Source organism: Bradyrhizobium sp. S3.12.5, assembly GCF_040548225.1.
Lineage (GTDB): Bacteria > Pseudomonadota > Alphaproteobacteria > Rhizobiales > Xanthobacteraceae > Bradyrhizobium > Bradyrhizobium cytisi.
The window spans coordinates 150,214-167,865 of sequence record NZ_JBEPRF010000008.1 but is presented as its reverse complement, the minus strand read 5'-3'; the positions used below and the strand labels follow the sequence as shown (position 1 = coordinate 167,865).

At 64.8% G+C, this 17,652-nt stretch carries 16 protein-coding genes; 6 read left to right on the top strand and 10 right to left on the bottom strand.

Features of this window, described 5'->3' with window-relative positions; all coding sequences use genetic code 11:
* Nucleotides 1-4 precede the first annotated feature (4 nt).
* The 5 genes from ABIC09_RS13825 to ABIC09_RS13805 are packed head-to-tail and all read right to left on the bottom strand — an operon-like array spanning nt 5 to nt 4,251.
* Nucleotides 5-763, bottom strand: a complete 759-nt coding sequence (locus ABIC09_RS13825) for an ABC transporter permease (protein ID WP_354109596.1) — start codon at nt 761-763, stop codon at nt 5-7.
* Nucleotides 760-1,575 carry an ABC transporter permease gene (locus ABIC09_RS13820; RefSeq protein WP_354109595.1) on the bottom strand — a complete coding sequence of 272 codons (816 nt, stop codon included), beginning with the start codon at nt 1,573-1,575 and terminating at the stop codon, nt 760-762. Before ABIC09_RS13820 ends, ABIC09_RS13825 begins: the two co-directional genes overlap by 4 nt.
* Complete coding sequence (locus ABIC09_RS13815; protein WP_354109594.1) at nt 1,572-2,588, bottom strand: ABC transporter substrate-binding protein; 1,017 nt, start codon at nt 2,586-2,588, stop codon at nt 1,572-1,574. The genes ABIC09_RS13820 and ABIC09_RS13815 overlap by 4 nt, the downstream gene beginning before the upstream one ends.
* 23 nt (nt 2,589-2,611) lie before the next feature.
* Nucleotides 2,612-3,391, bottom strand: coding sequence for a class II aldolase/adducin family protein (locus tag ABIC09_RS13810; RefSeq protein ID WP_354109593.1), 780 nt, complete (start codon nt 3,389-3,391; stop codon nt 2,612-2,614).
* The gene (locus tag ABIC09_RS13805; RefSeq protein ID WP_502917667.1) at nt 3,388-4,251 is read right to left on the bottom strand and encodes an ABC transporter ATP-binding protein; all 864 of its coding nucleotides are present in this window, start codon (nt 4,249-4,251) and stop codon (nt 3,388-3,390) included. The genes ABIC09_RS13810 and ABIC09_RS13805 overlap by 4 nt, the downstream gene beginning before the upstream one ends.
* Before the next feature lie 302 nt (nt 4,252-4,553).
* Between ABIC09_RS13805 and ABIC09_RS13800 the strand changes: the two genes are divergently transcribed.
* The 6 genes from ABIC09_RS13800 (at nt 4,554) to ABIC09_RS13775 (ending at nt 9,867) form a co-directional block, all read left to right on the top strand.
* Nucleotides 4,554-5,192, top strand: coding sequence for a GntR family transcriptional regulator (locus tag ABIC09_RS13800; protein WP_354109591.1), 639 nt, complete (start codon nt 4,554-4,556; stop codon nt 5,190-5,192).
* A gap of 67 nt (nt 5,193-5,259) precedes the next feature.
* On the top strand, nt 5,260-6,039 hold the full coding sequence (locus ABIC09_RS13795) for an SDR family oxidoreductase (protein ID WP_148749149.1): 780 nt from the start codon (nt 5,260-5,262) through the stop codon (nt 6,037-6,039).
* Nucleotides 6,040-6,046: 7 nt separating this feature from the next.
* Nucleotides 6,047-7,192 (top strand): pyridoxal phosphate-dependent aminotransferase, encoded by a 1,146-nt coding sequence (locus ABIC09_RS13790; RefSeq protein WP_354109590.1) that lies wholly within the window; start codon nt 6,047-6,049, stop codon nt 7,190-7,192.
* 11 nt (nt 7,193-7,203) lie between these two features.
* Nucleotides 7,204-8,085: an alpha/beta fold hydrolase gene (locus ABIC09_RS13785; RefSeq protein WP_354109589.1), complete on the top strand. Its 882-nt coding sequence runs from the start codon at nt 7,204-7,206 to the stop codon at nt 8,083-8,085.
* A gap of 4 nt (nt 8,086-8,089) precedes the next feature.
* Nucleotides 8,090-9,343 (top strand): Zn-dependent hydrolase, encoded by a 1,254-nt coding sequence (locus tag ABIC09_RS13780; protein WP_354109588.1) that lies wholly within the window; start codon nt 8,090-8,092, stop codon nt 9,341-9,343.
* Nucleotides 9,344-9,351: 8 nt separating this feature from the next.
* Nucleotides 9,352-9,867, top strand: coding sequence for a flavin reductase (locus tag ABIC09_RS13775; RefSeq protein WP_354109587.1), 516 nt, complete (start codon nt 9,352-9,354; stop codon nt 9,865-9,867).
* A gap of 40 nt (nt 9,868-9,907) precedes the next feature.
* Here ABIC09_RS13775 and ABIC09_RS13770 read toward each other — a convergent pair whose 3' ends face one another.
* The 5 genes from ABIC09_RS13770 to ABIC09_RS13750 are packed head-to-tail and all read right to left on the bottom strand — an operon-like array spanning nt 9,908 to nt 17,637.
* Nucleotides 9,908-12,277 carry a xanthine dehydrogenase family protein molybdopterin-binding subunit gene (locus tag ABIC09_RS13770; protein ID WP_354109586.1) on the bottom strand — a complete coding sequence of 790 codons (2,370 nt, stop codon included), beginning with the start codon at nt 12,275-12,277 and terminating at the stop codon, nt 9,908-9,910.
* Nucleotides 12,278-12,291: 14 nt separating this feature from the next.
* The gene (locus tag ABIC09_RS13765; protein ID WP_354085718.1) at nt 12,292-12,756 is read right to left on the bottom strand and encodes a (2Fe-2S)-binding protein; all 465 of its coding nucleotides are present in this window, start codon (nt 12,754-12,756) and stop codon (nt 12,292-12,294) included.
* Nucleotides 12,757-12,766: 10 nt separating this feature from the next.
* Nucleotides 12,767-13,621 (bottom strand): FAD binding domain-containing protein, encoded by an 855-nt coding sequence (locus ABIC09_RS13760; protein WP_354109585.1) that lies wholly within the window; start codon nt 13,619-13,621, stop codon nt 12,767-12,769.
* A gap of 26 nt (nt 13,622-13,647) precedes the next feature.
* Nucleotides 13,648-15,609, bottom strand: a complete 1,962-nt coding sequence (locus ABIC09_RS13755) for a hydantoinase B/oxoprolinase family protein (protein WP_354109584.1) — start codon at nt 15,607-15,609, stop codon at nt 13,648-13,650.
* Nucleotides 15,610-15,612: 3 nt separating this feature from the next.
* Nucleotides 15,613-17,637: a hydantoinase/oxoprolinase family protein gene (locus tag ABIC09_RS13750; protein WP_354032192.1), complete on the bottom strand. Its 2,025-nt coding sequence runs from the start codon at nt 17,635-17,637 to the stop codon at nt 15,613-15,615.
* Nucleotides 17,638-17,652: the final 15 nt, after the last annotated feature.

Below are 17,652 nucleotides of genomic sequence, written 5' to 3'. Positions count from 1 at the left end.
GGCGTCATGTCCAGAACAGGATTTTTCGCTCGAGGAAGCCGATCAGGCCGAAGAAGGCGAGGCTCGCGGCGGAGGCGACGAAGATCGCCGACCAGACCTGGACGAAATCGATCTGGAGCACGGCCTGGTAGATCACCCAGCCGAGCCCCCCCTGGGCGCCGAGCATCTCGGTGACGATCGCCACGATCACGCTGCGTACCGTCGAGACGCGCATGCCGGCGAGCAGCAGCGGTAGCGCGGTCGGCAAGCACAGGCGCCACAGCACGCCAAAACGGCTTGCGCCAAAACTCTTCATGAGGTCGACGGCGCGGCGGTCGACACGGTCGAGCCCGGACAGCATCGACAGCAGGATGGTGAAGCTCACCGCCATTGCCACCATGACGATCTTCGAGCTGACGCCGATCCCGAACCAGAGCAGGATCAATGGCGAATAGCCGACCACGGGCACCGAATTGATCGCGGTTGCGAGCGGCAGGATCGCGGCGCGAAGCGCCGGCACCAACGCGATGGCGACGGCGAGGCCAATGCCGATCAGGCAGCCGAGTCCGTAGCCCACCAGCGCTTCGAACAGGGTGTAGCCGGCAGCGTCGATGAGCGTTGCACGTTTCGACCATAGTCCGACGAGGATGTCGCTGACCGCGGGAAGAACATAAGCCGGCAGGTGCAGTCCACGCGCTGTGCCTTCCCAGCATGCGATCAGGAGGACGGCGCCCAAAATGCCGCGCTGGACGGCGAGCGAGGGAGAGGCGATTGCGCGGCTCATTGCTCGGCGTTCCAGAACACGAGGCGCCGCTCGACTGCGGCGACCACCGCATAGAAGCCGGTGCCGAGCAGCGCCGAAGCCAGCAGAGCGCCCCAGATCGCCACGACGTTCTCGGTGAACATGGCCTGGAGCAGCAACACGCCGAGCCCCGTGGTGTCGCCGAACCATTCACCGACGATGGCGCCGACGAGGCTCAGTGACGCGGCGAGCCGCAGCGCGACGAAGATCTGCGGCAGCGCGGTCGGAAGCTGCAAGCGCAGCAGGAGCTGGCCGTTGGAGGCGCCGAAGCTGCGCATCAGGTCGACCTGCCTGAGGTCGACGGTTTCGAGGCCGAGCAGGGTGTTCACCGTCACCGGAAAGAAGGTCAGGTAGAACGCGATGATCGCCTTGGCGAGCAGCGTGTTGCCGAACCACAGCACGACCAGCGCGCCGAAGGCGATGACCGGAATGGTCTGCGACACCACGAAGATCGGAAACACCATCTCGCGTAGTGCGCGGACGCGGAAGAATACGACGCCCATCAGCACGCCGAACGCGCCGCCGGAGGCGAAGCCGATCAGCGTCTCGGCGAGGGTGCGCAGGAAGCCGTCGACATAGGCGCGGGGCGTCGCCGCCATCGCCATCAGGATCGCGCTGAGGCGCGGCAAATAATAGGGCCGAATGCCGAACAGCAGCACCGCGCCTTCCCAGATCACCGCCGCGATAGCGAGGCCAAGCAGGAGTCGGATCAGCTTGCGCAACGAATCCGGCATCGTGATCGATCGCACGGCAGCGCGGCCGTCACTGAACGATGTCGCCGCAGGGCGGCTCACGGTAGCCGGTCCGCCGCAGGGATGCTCTGGATGAAGCTGGCGTCATAGGCGGCGGCAAGATCGAGCGGCTTGGAGATCACGCCGTATTTCAGGAAGAAGTCGTGTGCGGTCTTCACCGCGGCGGCGTCGATCCAGAACATGCCGTTCTTCGAGGCTGCGCCGGCTGTCATCAGGCGCTTCACCTCGGTCAGCATGAACTCCTGCTGTGCGCGGTCGAGCGTCGGGGCTGCGGCCATCACGGTGTCGACGGCGCCCTTGGGATCTGAGAACGCGTCCTTCCAGCCCTTCAGCGACGCCCGCAGAAACGCCTTGACCAGCTCCGGCTTCTCCTTGGCGGTCGCCTCGGCCACGATCAGCGTGTCGCGCGGGAAGGTGATGCCGTAATCCTCGGCGACGAAGGTCTTCAGGCTGTCCTTCGGCATGCGCGACTGGATGGTGTAGAACTCATTGTAGTAGGTCGCCGTGATCACGTCGACGTTGCCGTCGACGAAGGGCGTCACCGAAACCTGCTGCGGCTGGATCTTCAGCTCATCCGGCTTGATGCCTTCCTTGGCCAGCATGCCGTTCAGCACATGGTTGGCGCCGGTGAACCATGTGGTGACGGTCTTGCCCTTGAAGTCCTGGAGCGTCTTCACGGGACCGTCCTTGCGGGTGACGAAGATGAACGGCGTGATCTGGTGCGACACGCCGATGCAGACGATCGGCAGCCCCTTGTCGCGCGCCGCGAACACGCTGTCGGTGCCGCCGGACAAGCCGAACGTATCGGCGCCGGTCGCGACCAGATTTTCGGTCAGCAGATTGGGTCCGCCGGGATTGATGGTGAGGTCGATGCCTTCGGCTTTGTAGTAGCCCTTGGCCACCGCGACGTAGAAGCCGGCGAACTGCGCCTGCGGCAACCATTTCAGGCGCAGGCTTGCCTTCTGCAACTCGGCGGCGGGCGCAGCCGTGACAAGTGAGCCGGTCGCCAGTGCGAGTGCGGAGAGGACAGAGAAGGCGTGGCGTCGGCTCAACATGGTCATACTCCAGGCGATGAAAATCAATTGCGATAGGATGGATCGGTGCGGTCGAGCTGGCGCATCAGTGCCGGCCATTCGCGTTCGCCGGGCACGAGAATGTCGCCCTGCAATTCCCAGAATTGGCGGGCGGCCTTCTCGCAGACCTCGTGCGGTGGCATCACGAGCTTGGCGCCGGCTGCGGCCGCGGCCTGCATCTGGAGCTGGATCCGCGCGGCGCGCTCGAAATAATAGAGCAGCATGAAGGCTTCGCCTGGCGTCCGGCCGACGGTGAGGATGCCGTGATTGCGCATCAGCATGACCTTGTGCTGGCCGAGATCGCGTATCAGGCGAACTTGCTCGTCGAGGTCGATGGCGACGCCCTCGTAATCGTGAAAAGCCTGGCGATCGTGGAAGCGCATCGCGAACTGGCTGAGCGGCAGCAGGCCCTTCTCCTGTCCGGAGACTGCAACGCTCGCGTCGGAATGGGTGTGCAGCACGCAGGCCGCATCATGGTTCGAGGTGTGGATCGCGGCATGGATGACGAAGGCGGCGACGTTGACGGCCTGCGGCGTGTCGTCGAGCTTGTTGCCCTTGGTGTCGATCTTCACCAGGCTCGAGGCTGTGATCTCGTCGAACAGAAGCCCATAGGGATTGATCAGGAACTGATCGTCATGGCCGGGAACGCGCATCGAGATGTGATTATAGATCAAGTCGTCCATGCCGAGCTTGGCGACCATGCGATAGCAGGCGGCGAGCTTGACGCGGGCGTCCCACTCCGCCGGATTGATCCCCCGCTGTTCTCTCGCTGACATCGCGTTCATTGCGACTTCTCCTGCGCGATGGAGGATTGGAACGATTTCATGCTTTCCTCCTCGATCGCATCGAGCAGCGCGCGCTTGAGGCGCACGAATTCAGGGGAGGTGACGATCTCGGGCTTGCGCGGGCGGGGAAGATCGACGACCTGTTCGAGCTTCACCGAGCCGGGACGTGCGGTCATGACCAACACGCGGTCGCCGAGGAAGATCGCCTCGTCGACGTCGTGGGTGATGAAGAGAATGGTGCGGCGGTATTTCTGCCAGACATCGAGCAGCCAGCGCTGCATCATCGCCCGCGTCAGCGCGTCGAGCGCGCCGAACGGCTCGTCCAGCAGCATCAGGTCGCGCTCGAACAGGAAGGTGCGCATCAGGGCGACGCGCTGGCGCATGCCGCCGGACAATTGATTGGGATATTGCTTCTCGAATCCCGCCAGCCCGAACTCGGGCAGCATCTTGAGCGCCTTGGCACGCGCCTGGTCGCGCGGCATGCCCTCGACCTCGAGCGCTAGGATGGCGTTGTCCACCACGTTACGCCAGGGAAACAAGAGGTCGCGCTGCGGCATGAAGGAGACGCGGCCGAGCAGGTCGGCGGCATGGCAGCTCTTGCCCTCGAAGCGCAGGATGCCGCCGGCGTCCGGCTCCTCAAGGCCGGCGACGATGTTGAAGAGCGTGCTCTTGCCGCAGCCGCTGGGGCCGACGACGGTGACGAACTCGCCGGGCGCGACGCTCGCATGAAGTCCGGACAGCGCCACGACGGAGCCAAAGGCCTTGTTGATCGCGCGCAGCTCGAGCAGCGGCTCAGGTTTTGGGTGAGCCTGCGGGACTTCGATGGTCGGTCCGGGATTGGGGAGGCGGGCGGCCTGCACCGGCATGTCCTTGTATAATGGCGGCGGCCATTCGCATACGAAAGCGGGCCGCGTCGAAATCTCTTAGCAACTCGTGTGCCAGTGCGATTTCCCCGCAAATCAGGCATAAGACTTGCGAGATCGACGGCGAGAAGGTCGGAGAGGTGTGCATCTCCGAGAGAGAATAGGGCATTTCACTGGGATGTGAGCGCCAATATGTATACTTACATTGGTATCGGAGAAACATGATGGCAGATATTAGTGCACAGAGTGGAGGCAAGCGCGTCAAAAATGGGCACGAAACCCTCGCTGCGAGCCCCGGCATGACGCTCGCCGAGAGCCTGCGCCAGAAGCTCGAAGGGGCGATCGCGGCGGGCCATCTCGAACCCGGCAGCCGGCTCGACGAACAGGAAATCGCCCAGCGTTTCGGCGTCTCGCGCACGCCGGTGCGAGAGGCGTTCCGCCTGATGGCCGCCAACAATTTGGTCGAGCTGCGCGGCCGGCAGGGCGCGACGGTCCGGAGCATCAAGGCGCAGGCGCTGATCGAGATGTTTCAGGTCATGGCGGAGCTGGAGGGGCTCTGCGCACGGCTTGCCGCGCGGCGTGTCTCGCAAGCCTGGGGGGCGGAAATTGACGAGATTCACCAGCGGCTTGTGGCGGCGGGCGAAACCGGCGACATCGACGTCTTCTACGACATCAACCAGGAATTCCACGAAGCGATCTACGAGGCCTCGCGCAATGCCTTCCTCGCGGATCAAACCCGCAAGCTGCGCAATCAGGTGGCGGCCTATCGCCGCCGGGTGACGCGCATGCCGAACCGGATCGCCGATACGATCCGCGAGCATGAGGCGATCATGCAGGCGATCCTGGCTCACGATCCGGAGCGCGCGCACAGCGCCATGCGGGACCACGTCAACCTGCTCGGCGACAACCTTCTGGACTTTCTCGCCGGCTTCGAATGACCCGGGGATCGGTTGGTATGCAAATTGCTAGACCTTGTATATCTAGCTTGCATCCTGGAGACCCGGAGTGGACCTGAAGCTGACGAACAAGACCGCCCTGATCACCGGGGCGTCGAAAGGAATTGGACTTGCGGTGGCCGAGCTCTTCGCCGCGGAGGGCTGTCATTTGCATCTCGCTGCCCGCAACGGCGAGGCGATGCTCGAGGCCAAGAAGCAGCTCGAAGCCCGCCATGGTGTGAAGATCAGCATCCACGCACTCGACCTGTCGAGTACGGCTGCGATGGAGAAGCTCGCGGCCGAAGTCGGCGACATCGACATTCTCATCAACAACGCCGGCGACATCCCGGCCGGCTCGCTGGAGATCCTCGACGATGCCGCATGGCGGCGCGGCTTCGATCTCAAGGTGTTCGGCTACATCACGCTGTCGCGTCTTTATTATCCGCGCATGAAGGGCAAGGACGGCGTCATCATCAACATCATCGGCAATTCGGGTGAGAACTGGGACGCGAGCTACATCGCGGGCTCGACCGGCAATGCGGCGCTGATGTCCTTCACCAAGGCGCTCGGCGGCCGCAGTCTCGATCACGGCGTGCGCGTCGTCGCGGTCAATCCGGGGCCGGTGGCCACCGACCGCATGCTCAAGATCATGAAGCGCAAGGCGATCGACATGCTCGGCGACGAAAGCCGCTGGGAGGAGCTATTCGACAAATATCCGGGCAAGCGCCCAGCGACGTCGGAAGAAGTGGCCGATCTCGTCGCCTTCCTGTCCTCGCCGCGGTCGGGCTACGTCACCGGCACCGTGGTGACGATCGACGGCGGCATTGCCGCGCGCGGCTCGGTGATCTGAGGCGTCGATGTCGGGACCTCAATCCGCGGCGCTGGTCCGCAATCGCTATTTCGACGAGCTCTTGGCGACGCCGGAACTCTGTTGGCTCGGCCAGAACACCAACCATATCGAGAGCCATCCCGCCGTGCGCGAAGCGATGCTGCGCTCGATCGAGGCGGGCGAGTTCAATGCCTATGCCCCGCCGCTCGGCTTCGAGGCGCTACGCGCGGCGATCGTCGCTGATCTCGGCACGCCCGGTGCCGAAGCGCTGGTGACTGAGGGTGGCGTCAACGCGCTGGCCATGATCTGCCGCGCCCGCTGCAAGCCCGGCACGACGTTTGTGACGACCGATCCGACCTGGAAATGGCCGTGCCTGTTCGCGCGCCAGCAGGGCGCCGAGGTGATCGAGATTCCGATCTACGATCCGGCCTGCAACTATCGCCTGACGGCTGAGGCGCTGAAGGCCCATGTCGATGAGCGCACCGCGATCATTTATCTGGTCGATCCCAACAATCCGCTCGGCATCCGCTACACGCGCGAGGAGATCGAGAGTTTTGCGGCGATCGCGCGCGACTGCGGCGCGCTGCTGGTGCACGACTGCACCTACCGCGATTTCGCCGACGGCCACACGCCGGCACTTCATGTGGCGCCGAAAGGCTCGGTGGTCTCGACCAGCTTTTCGAAATGGCTCGGGCTCGCCGGCCTGCGCATCGGTGCGCTTGTCGCAGCGCCCGACCTGTTCGAGGAGTTGGCGCACACCTCCACCAGCGTGCTCGGCGCAAGCGTCATCGCCCAGCGCGCCGCGCAGGCGGGCTTGTCGGTCAAGGCCGAATGGATGAAGAAGGTCCGCAGCACCGACCGCGCCAACAAGGCGATGATCCAGGAGGCGGCGGCCGGTATCGAGGGACTCGCGCTGCCGATCATGCCCTCGCACGGAAACTTCCTGGTGCTCGAAACCATCGCGGCAGGCATCCGCCCCGAGGCGCTGGTCGAGTGCTATCGCCGCCAGGGCATCATGATCCGCCAGGGCACTTATCACACCCAGCGCTTCGGCAACCGTTTTGTGAAGATCAGCACCTCGGTGCCGCAGGCCTGGGTCGAAAAGCTCTGCACGCTATTGCCGGAGATGGTCGCGCAGGCACGCACGCTGAACGACCTGCCGCCGCAATTCTAGGGACGATGCCGATGACGATGATCACAACGAAGGACGGTGTGGAGCTTCACGTGGAAGAAGCGGGCGAGGGCACGCCGATCCTCTTCATTCACGAGTTCGGCGGCAATCACGAAAGCTGGGAGCCGCAGCTCCGCTATTTCAGCCGCCGCTACCGCTGCATCAGCTACGCCGCGCGCGGCTATCCGCCGTCGGACGTGCCCGACAGCGTGGAGGCCTATTCGCAGGCGATCGCTGCGGACGATGCGGTCGCCGTGCTCGACGCGCTCAAGATCGAGAAAGCGCACATCGTCGGCCTCTCCATGGGCGGCTTCTGCACGGTGCATTTCGGCCTGCGTACGCCGGAGCGCGCTCTGTCGCTGACGGTTGCCGGTGCCGGCTATGGCTGCGAGAAGGAGTTCGAGGAGTATTTTCGCGGCGTCTCGCGCGAAGTCGCCGACAATTTCGAAAAGCAGGGCGCGAAGGAGTTTTCGAAGATCTATGCGCTCGGCGCGAGCCGCGTTCAGTTCCAGAACAAGGATCCGCGCGGCTGGCAGGAATTCGCCGATCGTCTTGCCACCCATTCCGATCGTGGTGCCGCCAACACCATGCGCGGCGTCCAGGCGCGGCGGCCGTCCTTCTATGACCTCGAAGACGGCCTGAAAAAGATGATGGTGCCGACGCTGGTCGTCGTCGGTGACGAGGACGATCACTGCCTCCAGCCCGGCATCTTCCTGAAGAAGACCATTCCGGCCTGCGGCCTCTCGGTCTTCCCCAAGACCGGCCACACGCTCAATCTCGAAGAACCGGCGGCGTTCAACGCACTGCTCGCCGAGTTCATTGCCCAGGTCGAGGTCGGACACTGGCTGCCACGCGATCCCCGCGCGCTGCCGGGCCAGATTATGCGTACGAAGTAGATCGATGACGAGCCAGCCTCTGATCAACGCCGATCGGCTCTGGACCCGCTTGATGGCGCTCGGCGAGATCGGCGCGACGCCGGCCGGCGGGGTCAACCGCCAGGCGCTGAGCGATGGCGAGATCGCGGCGTGGCGACGGGTCATCGGCTGGGCGCTTGAGGCAGGATTGACACCGTCGACGGATGATGCGGGAAACCTGTTCCTGACGCTGGCCGGCCGCGACCGCGCCGCGCCGCCGTTTCTCCTTGGTAGCCATCTCGATAGCCAGCCGACCGGCGGCAAGTTCGACGGTGCGGCCGGCGTGATGGCAGCGTTGGAGGCGGTGGTCTCGCTCGCCGAGCGAGGCGACAAGCCTGCGCGCGACATCATCGTCGTCGCCTGGATGAACGAGGAGGGCTCGCGCTTCGCTCCGGGCATGATGGGTTCGGAGGCCTTTACGGGCGAGCGCGACATGGACGCGATCCGCGCCGCGCGCGATGCAGACGGCATCAGCGTCGGCGAGGCGCTCGATCGCCTCCATCAGGCTTTTCCCGATATGCCGCATCGACCACTCGGCTTGGCGGCCGGAGCCTATCTCGAATTGCACATTGAGCAGGGACCATTGCTGGAAGCGGCCGCCTGCACCATCGGTGTCGTCACCGGCATCCAGGGCAAGAAGACCTTTCAGGTGGTGGTCGTGGGTGCCGAGGGCCATGCCGGCACGCTGGCGCAGTTGGAGCGGCGGGATGCGCTCGCGGCCTTTGCCCGGATGGCGACGGCGCTCCATACCGAGATCGGCACCATTGACGCAGACATCAAATTCACCATCGGCCGGGTTACAGTCTCGCCGAATGCGCCGTCCGTAGTGCCGTCGCGCGTCAGCTTCAGTATCGATCTGCGTCACCCTGACAATGCCGTGCTCGATGCGGCCGGTGCGCGTATCAAAGCGCTTTGCGAGGAGAACGCCTCACCGTGCGCGGTCACGGTGACGCCGCTCGTCGATGCGCCGTCGAACGCCTTCGATGAGCGCCTGCGGGCGAGCATCGCACAGGCGGCGCGTGAGCAGGGACATTCCGCCATGACGATCCTTTCCGCGGCCGGTCACGATGCCCGTCATCTCGCCAAAATCTGTCCCGCTGCCATGATCTTCATCCCGTGCCGCGACGGCGCGAGCCATGTCGAGCACGAATGGGCCGAACCTGATCACGTTGCCGCCGGCGCGTCCGTGCTGGTGCAGGTGTTGCGCAGGCTCGCCTTTGCGTCTGCCGTCGAGGCGTAAGAATACCGATGCAGGACGTCGCCCCTCAAGACTACCGCGACGCGATGGCTCGTCTCGGTGCGGCCGTCAGTATCGTCACGACCGACGGCGGCGCTGGCCGTGCCGGATTTACTGCATCTGCGATTTGCAGCGTCACGGACGATCCGCCGACGCTGCTGGTTTGCATCAACCGCGGCTCCTCGGCCTATGCCGGCGTGACGCGCAACAAGGTGGTGTGCGTCAACGTGCTCTCGGCCCGGCACGAGCCACTGTCCCGCTTGTTCGGCGGCAAGGTGCCAGCGGAGGAACGGTTTGCCGCAGCCGCGTGGTCGACGCTCGAAACAGGCGCGCCGATGCTGGCCGACTGTGCTGCCGCGTTCGACTGCCGGATTGCCGATATCGTCAATGTCGGCACGCATGATGTGCTGTTCTGCCGTGTCGTGGCTGTGCAAAAATCCGGCTGCACCGACAATCTGATCTATTTCGGCCGCGCCTACCATACGGTCGGGGTGACCGATCCAGCCGAGCCTGGGTGCTCGTTTTAGGGGCGAAAGCTCCAAGCGGAATCTTGCCGCCTTTGGTCGTTCAATTCCACCCGTCTGATTTGTGCGGGCGCAGCAGATTGTTTGTCCAGGCTTCGGCAATGTGGGGCAGGGAGAGAGTTGGCCTTTGGTCGAGGAGGAGTTCGAGCACCCGCGGCGGAGTTAGTGGCAGCTCCAGGATCGGTTTTCCGATTGCGTTGGCGACGGCACAAGCGACGGCGGCTGCGACATTCAGGATCGGAACTTCGCCGGCGCCCTTCGTCCCGAGCGGACCGATCGACGGCGCACCTTCGTACAGGTTGATCTCGACCGGCACGACATCGAGGGCCAGCGGCACGCGGTAGGTCTCGAAGCCATTTTGACGGACGCGGCCATTGCTGCCGATCGTCACTTCCTCATGCAGGGCATAGCCCAATCCCTGCACAACGCCGCCCTGGATCTGGCCATGGATTGCGCGCGGGTTCAGCGCGCGGCCGACGTCCTGCACGACGCGATAGCTCAATACCTCGACGTGTCCTGTCTCAGTGTCGACGGCAACCTCACAATCATGGACGGCGAAGACGGGGATGTCGATCGCGTCGATGAAATGGCCGGCGACGCAGCCGGGCATCGCAGGCATACCGGCTCCTGTGAAGGCGCCGGTGCCGGAGATCGGGCCGATCTGCGCCTGGGCGCGGGCCGCAACCTCGGAGATCGGGCGGCCGGAGCCCGGTGCTCCGGCAATTTCAATTCGCCCCGAGCGCATGACCAGATCCTCGGGCGCGGCCTCGATCATCTCGGAGGCGACCTTCAGCAGCTTCGTGCGCACCTCGTGTGCCGCCGACAAGCTGGCCGCACCGAGCGACACGGTGGTTCGTCCTCCTCCGACACCGACATCGTAGCCGGCGGCGTCCGTGTCGGCTGCGCGCACGATCACATCATGAGGGCTGAGGCCGAGCGTGCCGGCCACGATCTGAGGCAGAGCCTGCATCATGGAGCCTGACCCGATCTCGACCCCCGACGTCACCAGCGTCGCCGTCCCGTCGGCATTCATGTTCACGGTCGCGGCCGACGGGCCGACAAAGACGAACCATGTGCCGACGACGGTCGCGCGTCCATAAAGCCGGCCGTCATCACGCCCGGGCGGCGTTGCGGCGGCATCGCGCATCGTATCCATCCGGTCCAGCATTGGGCCGAGCACGTCGCCCTCGAACACCTGGCCGGTGGCCCCGAGATCGCCGTCGCCGAGCACGTTGCGGCGGCGGAAGGCAAGGGGATCCATGCCGATCCGGGCCGCGATTTCGTCGCTGTGCAGCTCGAGCGCAAAGGTGTTGTAGACGCCGTTGCAGGCGCGGAAAGCGCCGTTCGGAGCGGTGTTGGTATAGACCGCGCGCGAGACGAGCCGCACTGCGCCAAGGGAGTAATTTCCGCCAAGCGTGTGAGCGGTCATCGTCGTCAGGAAAATCTGTTCGCCACCATATGCGCCGCAATCCATCAGCACGACGGCTTCCCGTCCGACGATCTCGCCATCGCGCGTCACCGCCGAGCGTATGCGAATCTCGGCGTTTTCGCGAAAGAGACAGGTGAGCATCTCCTCCTCGCGCGAATTGACAAGCCGGACCGGCCGTCCGCTCGCGCGAGCGAGAAGGGCCGCAAAAGGCTCGATCGCGAGATCGAATTTGAGGCCGAAGCCGCCGCCGACCGGCGGTACCGTGACGCGGACCCGCGAGGCCGGCACGCCCAGCAGGCGTGCGGTTGCGTTGCGGATGGTCCAGGGCACCTGGGTGGATGTCTCGATGTGGAAGCGCCCGTCTTCATAACTTGCGACCACTGCGCGCGGCTCGAAGGCGACGTGGTTCTGGCGACCGACCCTGAAGGAGCTATCGATGATCTCGACGTCGCTCCGGGCAAACGCAGCATCGACGTCGCCGCGAACGACGGTCGCCTCCCAGGCGATGTTGCCTCCGCGGACACCGCCCTCGAGCAGAACCTCGTAGTTGCGCCAGTCGGGATGCACGAGCGGAGCGTCCGGCGCAAGCGCATCCGCCATGGTGAGAACCACGGGCAGTGGTTCGATCTCGACGTCAATTGCAGCAAGCGCGGCGTGAGCCTGCATCAGCGTGTCCGCCGCGATCGCGGCGATCGGCTCGCCGTCGTAGCGGATCACGTCGCGGGCAAAGAGCGGGTGGTCGGCGATGCCGATCCCGATCATGCCGGGCGCATCGGCGGCGGTCACGACGGCGCGCACACCGGGCATGCGGGCAGCCTTGGTGATGTCGAGACGGGCGATCCTGCCTGATGGCACGCCGGCACGCAAGATAGCCGCGTGCAGCATGCCGGGAAGGTAGCGATCGATGGTGTAGCGCGTGCGGCCGCGCAGCTTGTCCGCCGCGTCGCGACGCGCAAAGTTCATGGTTGCGGAGGCATCGGACACTTTTGCGTCTCCCGTCATGTCGTCGCAAGCGCCAGCAGCGCGGCTTCGATGATGCGTTCATATCCGGTGCAGCGGCAGATGTTGCCCGTGAGAGCAGCACGAATATCGTCGCGCGTTGCCCCGGGGCGGGTTGTGAGGAGATGCGTCAGGCTCACGACCATGCCGGGAAAGCACATGCCGCATTGGACCGCGTCGCAGGCCTCGAGCGCGGCCTGGATCGGGTTCAATCCGCCATTGACGGCAAGGCCCTCGACGGTACGGATATCGCAGCCCTTGGCGAGCGCGGCCGGCATCAGGCACGACGGGGTGGGATTGCCGTCGATCAACACCATGCAGGCGCCGCAGAAGCCCTCGCGACACACCGGCTTTGCGCCCGTCAGATGAAACTCCTCGCGCAGGACGTCGACGAGTGGCGTGATGGGATCGGCAGTGGAGGTGAGGTGATCGCCGTTGACAGTCAGGCTAAGGCCCATGTTCATCCCCGACGGTTCAAGTGCCAAGCGCGGCGGCTGCACGGCGGACGAGGCCGGGTAGAACACGCACCCGGTACCAGGCAGGCACGTCGGTACTGTCGCGACCCGTAAATTCATCGGCCAATCCGGCCGCTGCATGCGCAGCCTTCGCCGCGTTCAGCGGATGTCCGACAAGAGCGTCCTCAAGGCGCTCCCATCGACGCGCAACCGGCTCGACTGAACCGACGGCGACACGTGCCGTCTGAACACGCCCGACATCGTCAAGGCTCACGGCGAGACTGACGATGGCGGTCGGATAGTCTCCGGCCTGTCGCAGCGGCAGGCGAGCGTGAGCGGTCTTGCGCTCCTGCCGCGGCACGATGATGCGTTGGACCAGCCACCCGGGCGCAAGTGTCGATCTCATTGTCAGAAATTGCTCCAGATCGATCCGCTCCCGGCTGCCTCGGCTCGCGATCTCGACTTCGGCATCGAGGCAGAGCAGCGCGGGCACGCAATCGGCCGCGGCAAATGCTGTCGTTGCGAGGTTGCCGCCAATGGTCGCCATCCCGCGGATAGCAGGATTGGCGGAGCGGCCGGCCGCCGCCGTGAGCACATTAAATTCCGAAAGCTCCGCCAGCGCTGCGGCCAGCGTGGCGTGCGTGACCGCCGCGCCGATTTCAACCGCATCGGCATCGATTTTAATGCCATGGAGCTCCGGAATGCTCCCGATTGCGACGTAACGGGGCTTGAGCAGCTCGTGCCGGATTGGAGCGCGCATGATCCAGGTGCCGCCGGCGAAGGGCGCGGCCGCGGCGCCGCCTTCGTCGAGCGCATCGAGCGCGGACGTCAGCGATGGCGCAACGTAGACGGACCTCGAAGCAGGCGTATCCATGTCGTCCGCGCTCTCGGTTCGATCGGTCAGCCCGTGCTCCACTTCGCCACCGAGCGCCGCTCGAACACCTCGCGAAACTGACCTGTGGATTTTGGAAGCAGAGCACCGGTGCCCCAGTCGAGGATCACGGCGTGCTGGCGGATCACGTCGAGCACGCCGATCGCGCCGTTGCGATAATTTTTCGCCACGATCTCAGGATCGAGCCGCACATTGGCGACACGCTCGGCCTTGATTTTGGTGCGAAGCGCCGCGGTCGCGGCCTTGTCGACCTCATATTCGCAAAGCTCGGCGTCAACGGTATGCACGACAACGCCATAATCCTTCGCAGCCCGCTCGACCGAGACATAGTCGTCCTTGATGTCCTCGATCACGAGGGCCGGGTCGCGTTCGAGCGGATCGCCGAACCCGCCGCCGCCGGCTGTCGGGCGCGAGAAGATATCGCCTTCGCCGATCGGGACGTCCGAGAAGATCGAGCCGAGCCGCTCTTCGGCTTGGCCACCGGCGCGGGTCAATGTCAGGCCGTGCGGCATGGACGGCAAACCGCCTTCGATGCCCCATACCACGGCACGCTCGCGGTCGCAGATATAGGAGATCACGGTCTTCTCGGCCTGGAGCACGCGGGAGGTTTTCACGACCCCGGCGCCGCCGCGCCATTTGCCCGGACCGGGCGAGTCCTTCAGGATTTCGCATTCGGTGGTCAGGATCGGATTGGCGCGCTCCTGGCCCTCGACGGGCTGCGACATCAGGCCGGTGCCGAAGCATGCCGTCGTGACATTGCTGCCGTCCTTGCCGTTGCGCCCGCCCCAGCCGCCGGGCAGCCAGTCGTAGAACATGAAGATGGGCTTGTCCGGGCTGCGGGCGTCGAGACCACCGGTGAGCAGATATTCGAGATTGAAGGCGCAGGCGAGCGCGCGCTCCGGCATCAGCTTCGACCACATTTCGTAGATCGAATTCATGATCTTCTCGAACGGCATCAGGAAGCCGGTGACCGCGATCGGCCATTTGGCATCGACGATTGAGCCTTCCGGCGCGATGATTTCAAAGCAGCGGTAGAATCCGGAGTTGAGCGGGAGATCCGGGAAGAAAGTCTTCATGCCGGCCGCAACGGCCGAGAAGGTCGTACCGAAGGCCGAGTTGTAGATCGAACCGATGGTTGGATGGCTGCCGGTGAAGTCATAGATGGCGCGGTCGCCCTTGATCGTCAGCTTGATACGGATCGGGATCATGCCTTCGCCGCCGGCGGGGTCGCGGTCGATGAAGTCGACCGTCTCCCATTCGCCATCGGGCAGGGCCGCAATGCGCTGGCGCACCGAACGTTCGACATAGTCCTGCACGGCAGCAAGACCGGTCTCGACCGTGTCGCGACCATATTTGTTGACGAGACGCAGGATCTCGCGCTCGCAGACCTGGGTGGCCTGGGACTGCGCCTGGATGTCGCCGATGATCGAGACCGGGTCGCGCGTGTTCGAGGCGATCAGATGCGCGACGTCCTTGCAGAAGCGGCCCTTGTCGAACAGGCGTACCGGCGTGATGCGCAGCCCCTCGCGGAACATTTCGCGCGCGGAGACGTCGAACGACCCCGGCACGCTGCCGCCGACATCCGACCAATGGCCGTTCGACTGGCTGAAGGCGATGATCTTGCCGTCGGCGAAGATCGGCCGGATCAGGCGAACATCCGGGAAATGCGTGCCGCCGGCGTAGGGGTCGTTGATGGCGAAGACGTCACCTTCATGCATATCCCCGTCGAAGAAGCGCATGACGTCCTTGCAGGTGAAATGCAGCGTACCGACATGGACCGCGATGTCCTGATTGCCCTGTGCGGCGCATTCGCCCTTGGCGTCGTGCAGGGCGCTGGAAAAATCGCGGTTGTAGATGACGAAGGAGTAGCAGGTCCGTAGCACCTGCTCGCCCATCTGGTCGACGCTGGTAATGAAGGAGTTCTTGAGGACCTCGAAGGTCACGGGGTCGAGCGGGAGATCTCCGGCCATGGTTCACTCCTTCACGCGGATGATGATGTTGAGATATTTGTCGACCTCGGCGCTGGCGCCTGGCGGTACGACGGTCGTCGCGTCGACCTGCTCGACGATCGCGGGTCCTTGAAAGGAGAAGCCGCAGGGCAGGTCGTCGCGCTCGTAGACGGGCGTGTCCAACCCGTTGCCGTCGAACCACACCCTGCGGCGGCCAACCGGCTCAGGGATCACGCCGGTCGGTTCATGGATGGCGAACTCCGCCTTGGGGACGACGCCCACCGCCTTGAGATTGAGACGGAAGAAGCTGACCGGGGCGCTGTCACGGCGGAAATTGTACTCACGCTTGTGCTCGGTATGAAAGCTTTGGACGAGGTCCGCGATCGCACCGATGGGGCGCGGTGCATGGACCGCGAGCGACCGCCACTGGCCGCGGTACATCATGTCGATCGATCGCTGGAGCACGATATCCTGTGACGCAATGCCTTCGTGAGTAAGCCGGGCGAGCGCGTCCTTCTCCAGAGCGGCGAACTGTGCTTCGATGTCGGCGGCGTCGGCCTCATCGGCGCCGGTCATGCAGCTCTGCGAAAAATCGTGCTGCATGTCGACCAGGAGACAGCCGAGCGCCGAGGTCACGCCGGGGTTGGGCGGCACGATCACGACCGGGATCGCAAGCTCGCGGGCGACATCGACCCCATGCAGCGCGCCGGCGCCGCCGAAGGCAACCAGGGCAAAGTCGCGCGGGTCGTAGCCGCGGCTGATCGAGATCAGCCGTACAGCATCCGACATGTTGGCGTTGGCGACCTTGACGATCGCGTCGGCTGCCTCGTGCAGGCCGAGGCCAAAGGGCTTTGCGACGCCATCCTCGACCGCCTGGCGTGCCAGCGCGGGGTCGAGTTTCACCTTGCCGCCGGCGAGATTTGTGCCGAGCCGGCCGAGCGTGACGTTGGCGTCGGTATTGGTCGGCTGGGTATTGCCGTTGCTGTAGCAGGCGGGGCCCGGAAAGGCGCCAGCCGATTGCGGGCCGTTGCGCAGGGAGCCAGCCGAGTCGGTCCAGGCCAGCGATCCACCGCCGGCTCCGATGGTGAGGACCTCAATGGACGCAAAGCGGATCGGATAACCGAACTCGATGTGCCAGTCCTTGGTGATGCGCGACTGCCCCTCATAGGCGAGCGAGACGTCGGTCGATGTGCCTCCCATGTCGAGGCCAATGGAGTTGGGAAAGCCACAGAGGCCGGCGATGTAGCGGCTGGCGATGGCGCCGGCAGCAATTCCGGAACCGGCAAGGCGCGCGGCAAAATCCTTGACGCTGGCCGGCGTCATGACACCGCCGCCGGTATGCAGCAGCAGGAGATCGCGGGTATAGCCCTCATCGGCGAGACGCTCGCCGAGCCGGCTCGTGTAGCTGACCACGACCGGGCTCACGACGGCATTGGCGACCGTGGTCGAGAACCGCTCGTGCTCGAAGATTTCGGGGAGCACCTGCGAGGAGATCGAGACGGGGATGTCGGGCATCTCCTCGACGAGAATATCGCGCATGGCGCGCTCGTTCGCTCCGTTGAGATAGGCGTTCATGAAGCAGACCGCGACCGCGGCAACGCCGCGGCGCTTGAGGATACGCGCGACGTTGCGTGCTGCCTCGACATCCAGCGGCTCGATCACGATGCCGCCGGCGTCGACGCGTTCCGGCACGGTCAGGCGGTCGCGCCGCGGGACGTATGGCTTGACGACGTCCTTGTAGGTGTCCCAGAGGTCTTCCTTGTTGGCGCGGCGGATTTCGATGACGTCGCGAAAACCCTTGGTCGTGACCACGGCGGTGCGGGGCAGGCGGCGCGTGATCAGCGCGTTGGTTGCAACGGTGGTGCCGTGGGAGAAGAGCGCCACTTCGGCGAGATCGACACCGGCCTTGGACACACCGCCCATGATCCCGTCGATGGGGTCGGGGGTCGACGCCGTCTTCTCGATGCGGATCAGGCCGGTTGCCTCGTCCATGATGCAGATATCGGTAAAGGTGCCGCCGACGTCGACGGCCACGCGAAGGTTCTGCACCATGCGACTTCCTCA

What these genes read in the sequence shown, in the direction of transcription:
- ABIC09_RS13800 (WP_354109591.1), top strand. Translation starts at nt 4,554, where the DNA reads ATGACGCTCGCCGAGAGCCTGCGCCAGAAGCTCGAAGGGGCGATCGCG.
- ABIC09_RS13760 (WP_354109585.1), bottom strand. Translation starts at nt 13,621, where the DNA reads ATGGATACGCCTGCTTCGAGGTCCGTCTACGTTGCGCCATCGCTGACG.
- ABIC09_RS13785 (WP_354109589.1), top strand. Translation starts at nt 7,204, where the DNA reads ATGACGATGATCACAACGAAGGACGGTGTGGAGCTTCACGTGGAAGAA.
- ABIC09_RS13755 (WP_354109584.1), bottom strand. Translation starts at nt 15,609, where the DNA reads ATGGCCGGAGATCTCCCGCTCGACCCCGTGACCTTCGAGGTCCTCAAG.
- ABIC09_RS13810 (WP_354109593.1), bottom strand. Translation starts at nt 3,391, where the DNA reads ATGAACGCGATGTCAGCGAGAGAACAGCGGGGGATCAATCCGGCGGAG.
- ABIC09_RS13790 (WP_354109590.1), top strand. Translation starts at nt 6,047, where the DNA reads ATGTCGGGACCTCAATCCGCGGCGCTGGTCCGCAATCGCTATTTCGAC.
- ABIC09_RS13780 (WP_354109588.1), top strand. Translation starts at nt 8,090, where the DNA reads ATGACGAGCCAGCCTCTGATCAACGCCGATCGGCTCTGGACCCGCTTG.
- ABIC09_RS13775 (WP_354109587.1), top strand. Translation starts at nt 9,352, where the DNA reads ATGCAGGACGTCGCCCCTCAAGACTACCGCGACGCGATGGCTCGTCTC.
- ABIC09_RS13825 (WP_354109596.1), bottom strand. Translation starts at nt 763, where the DNA reads ATGAGCCGCGCAATCGCCTCTCCCTCGCTCGCCGTCCAGCGCGGCATT.
- ABIC09_RS13765 (WP_354085718.1), bottom strand. Translation starts at nt 12,756, where the DNA reads ATGAACATGGGCCTTAGCCTGACTGTCAACGGCGATCACCTCACCTCC.
- ABIC09_RS13815 (WP_354109594.1), bottom strand. Translation starts at nt 2,588, where the DNA reads ATGTTGAGCCGACGCCACGCCTTCTCTGTCCTCTCCGCACTCGCACTG.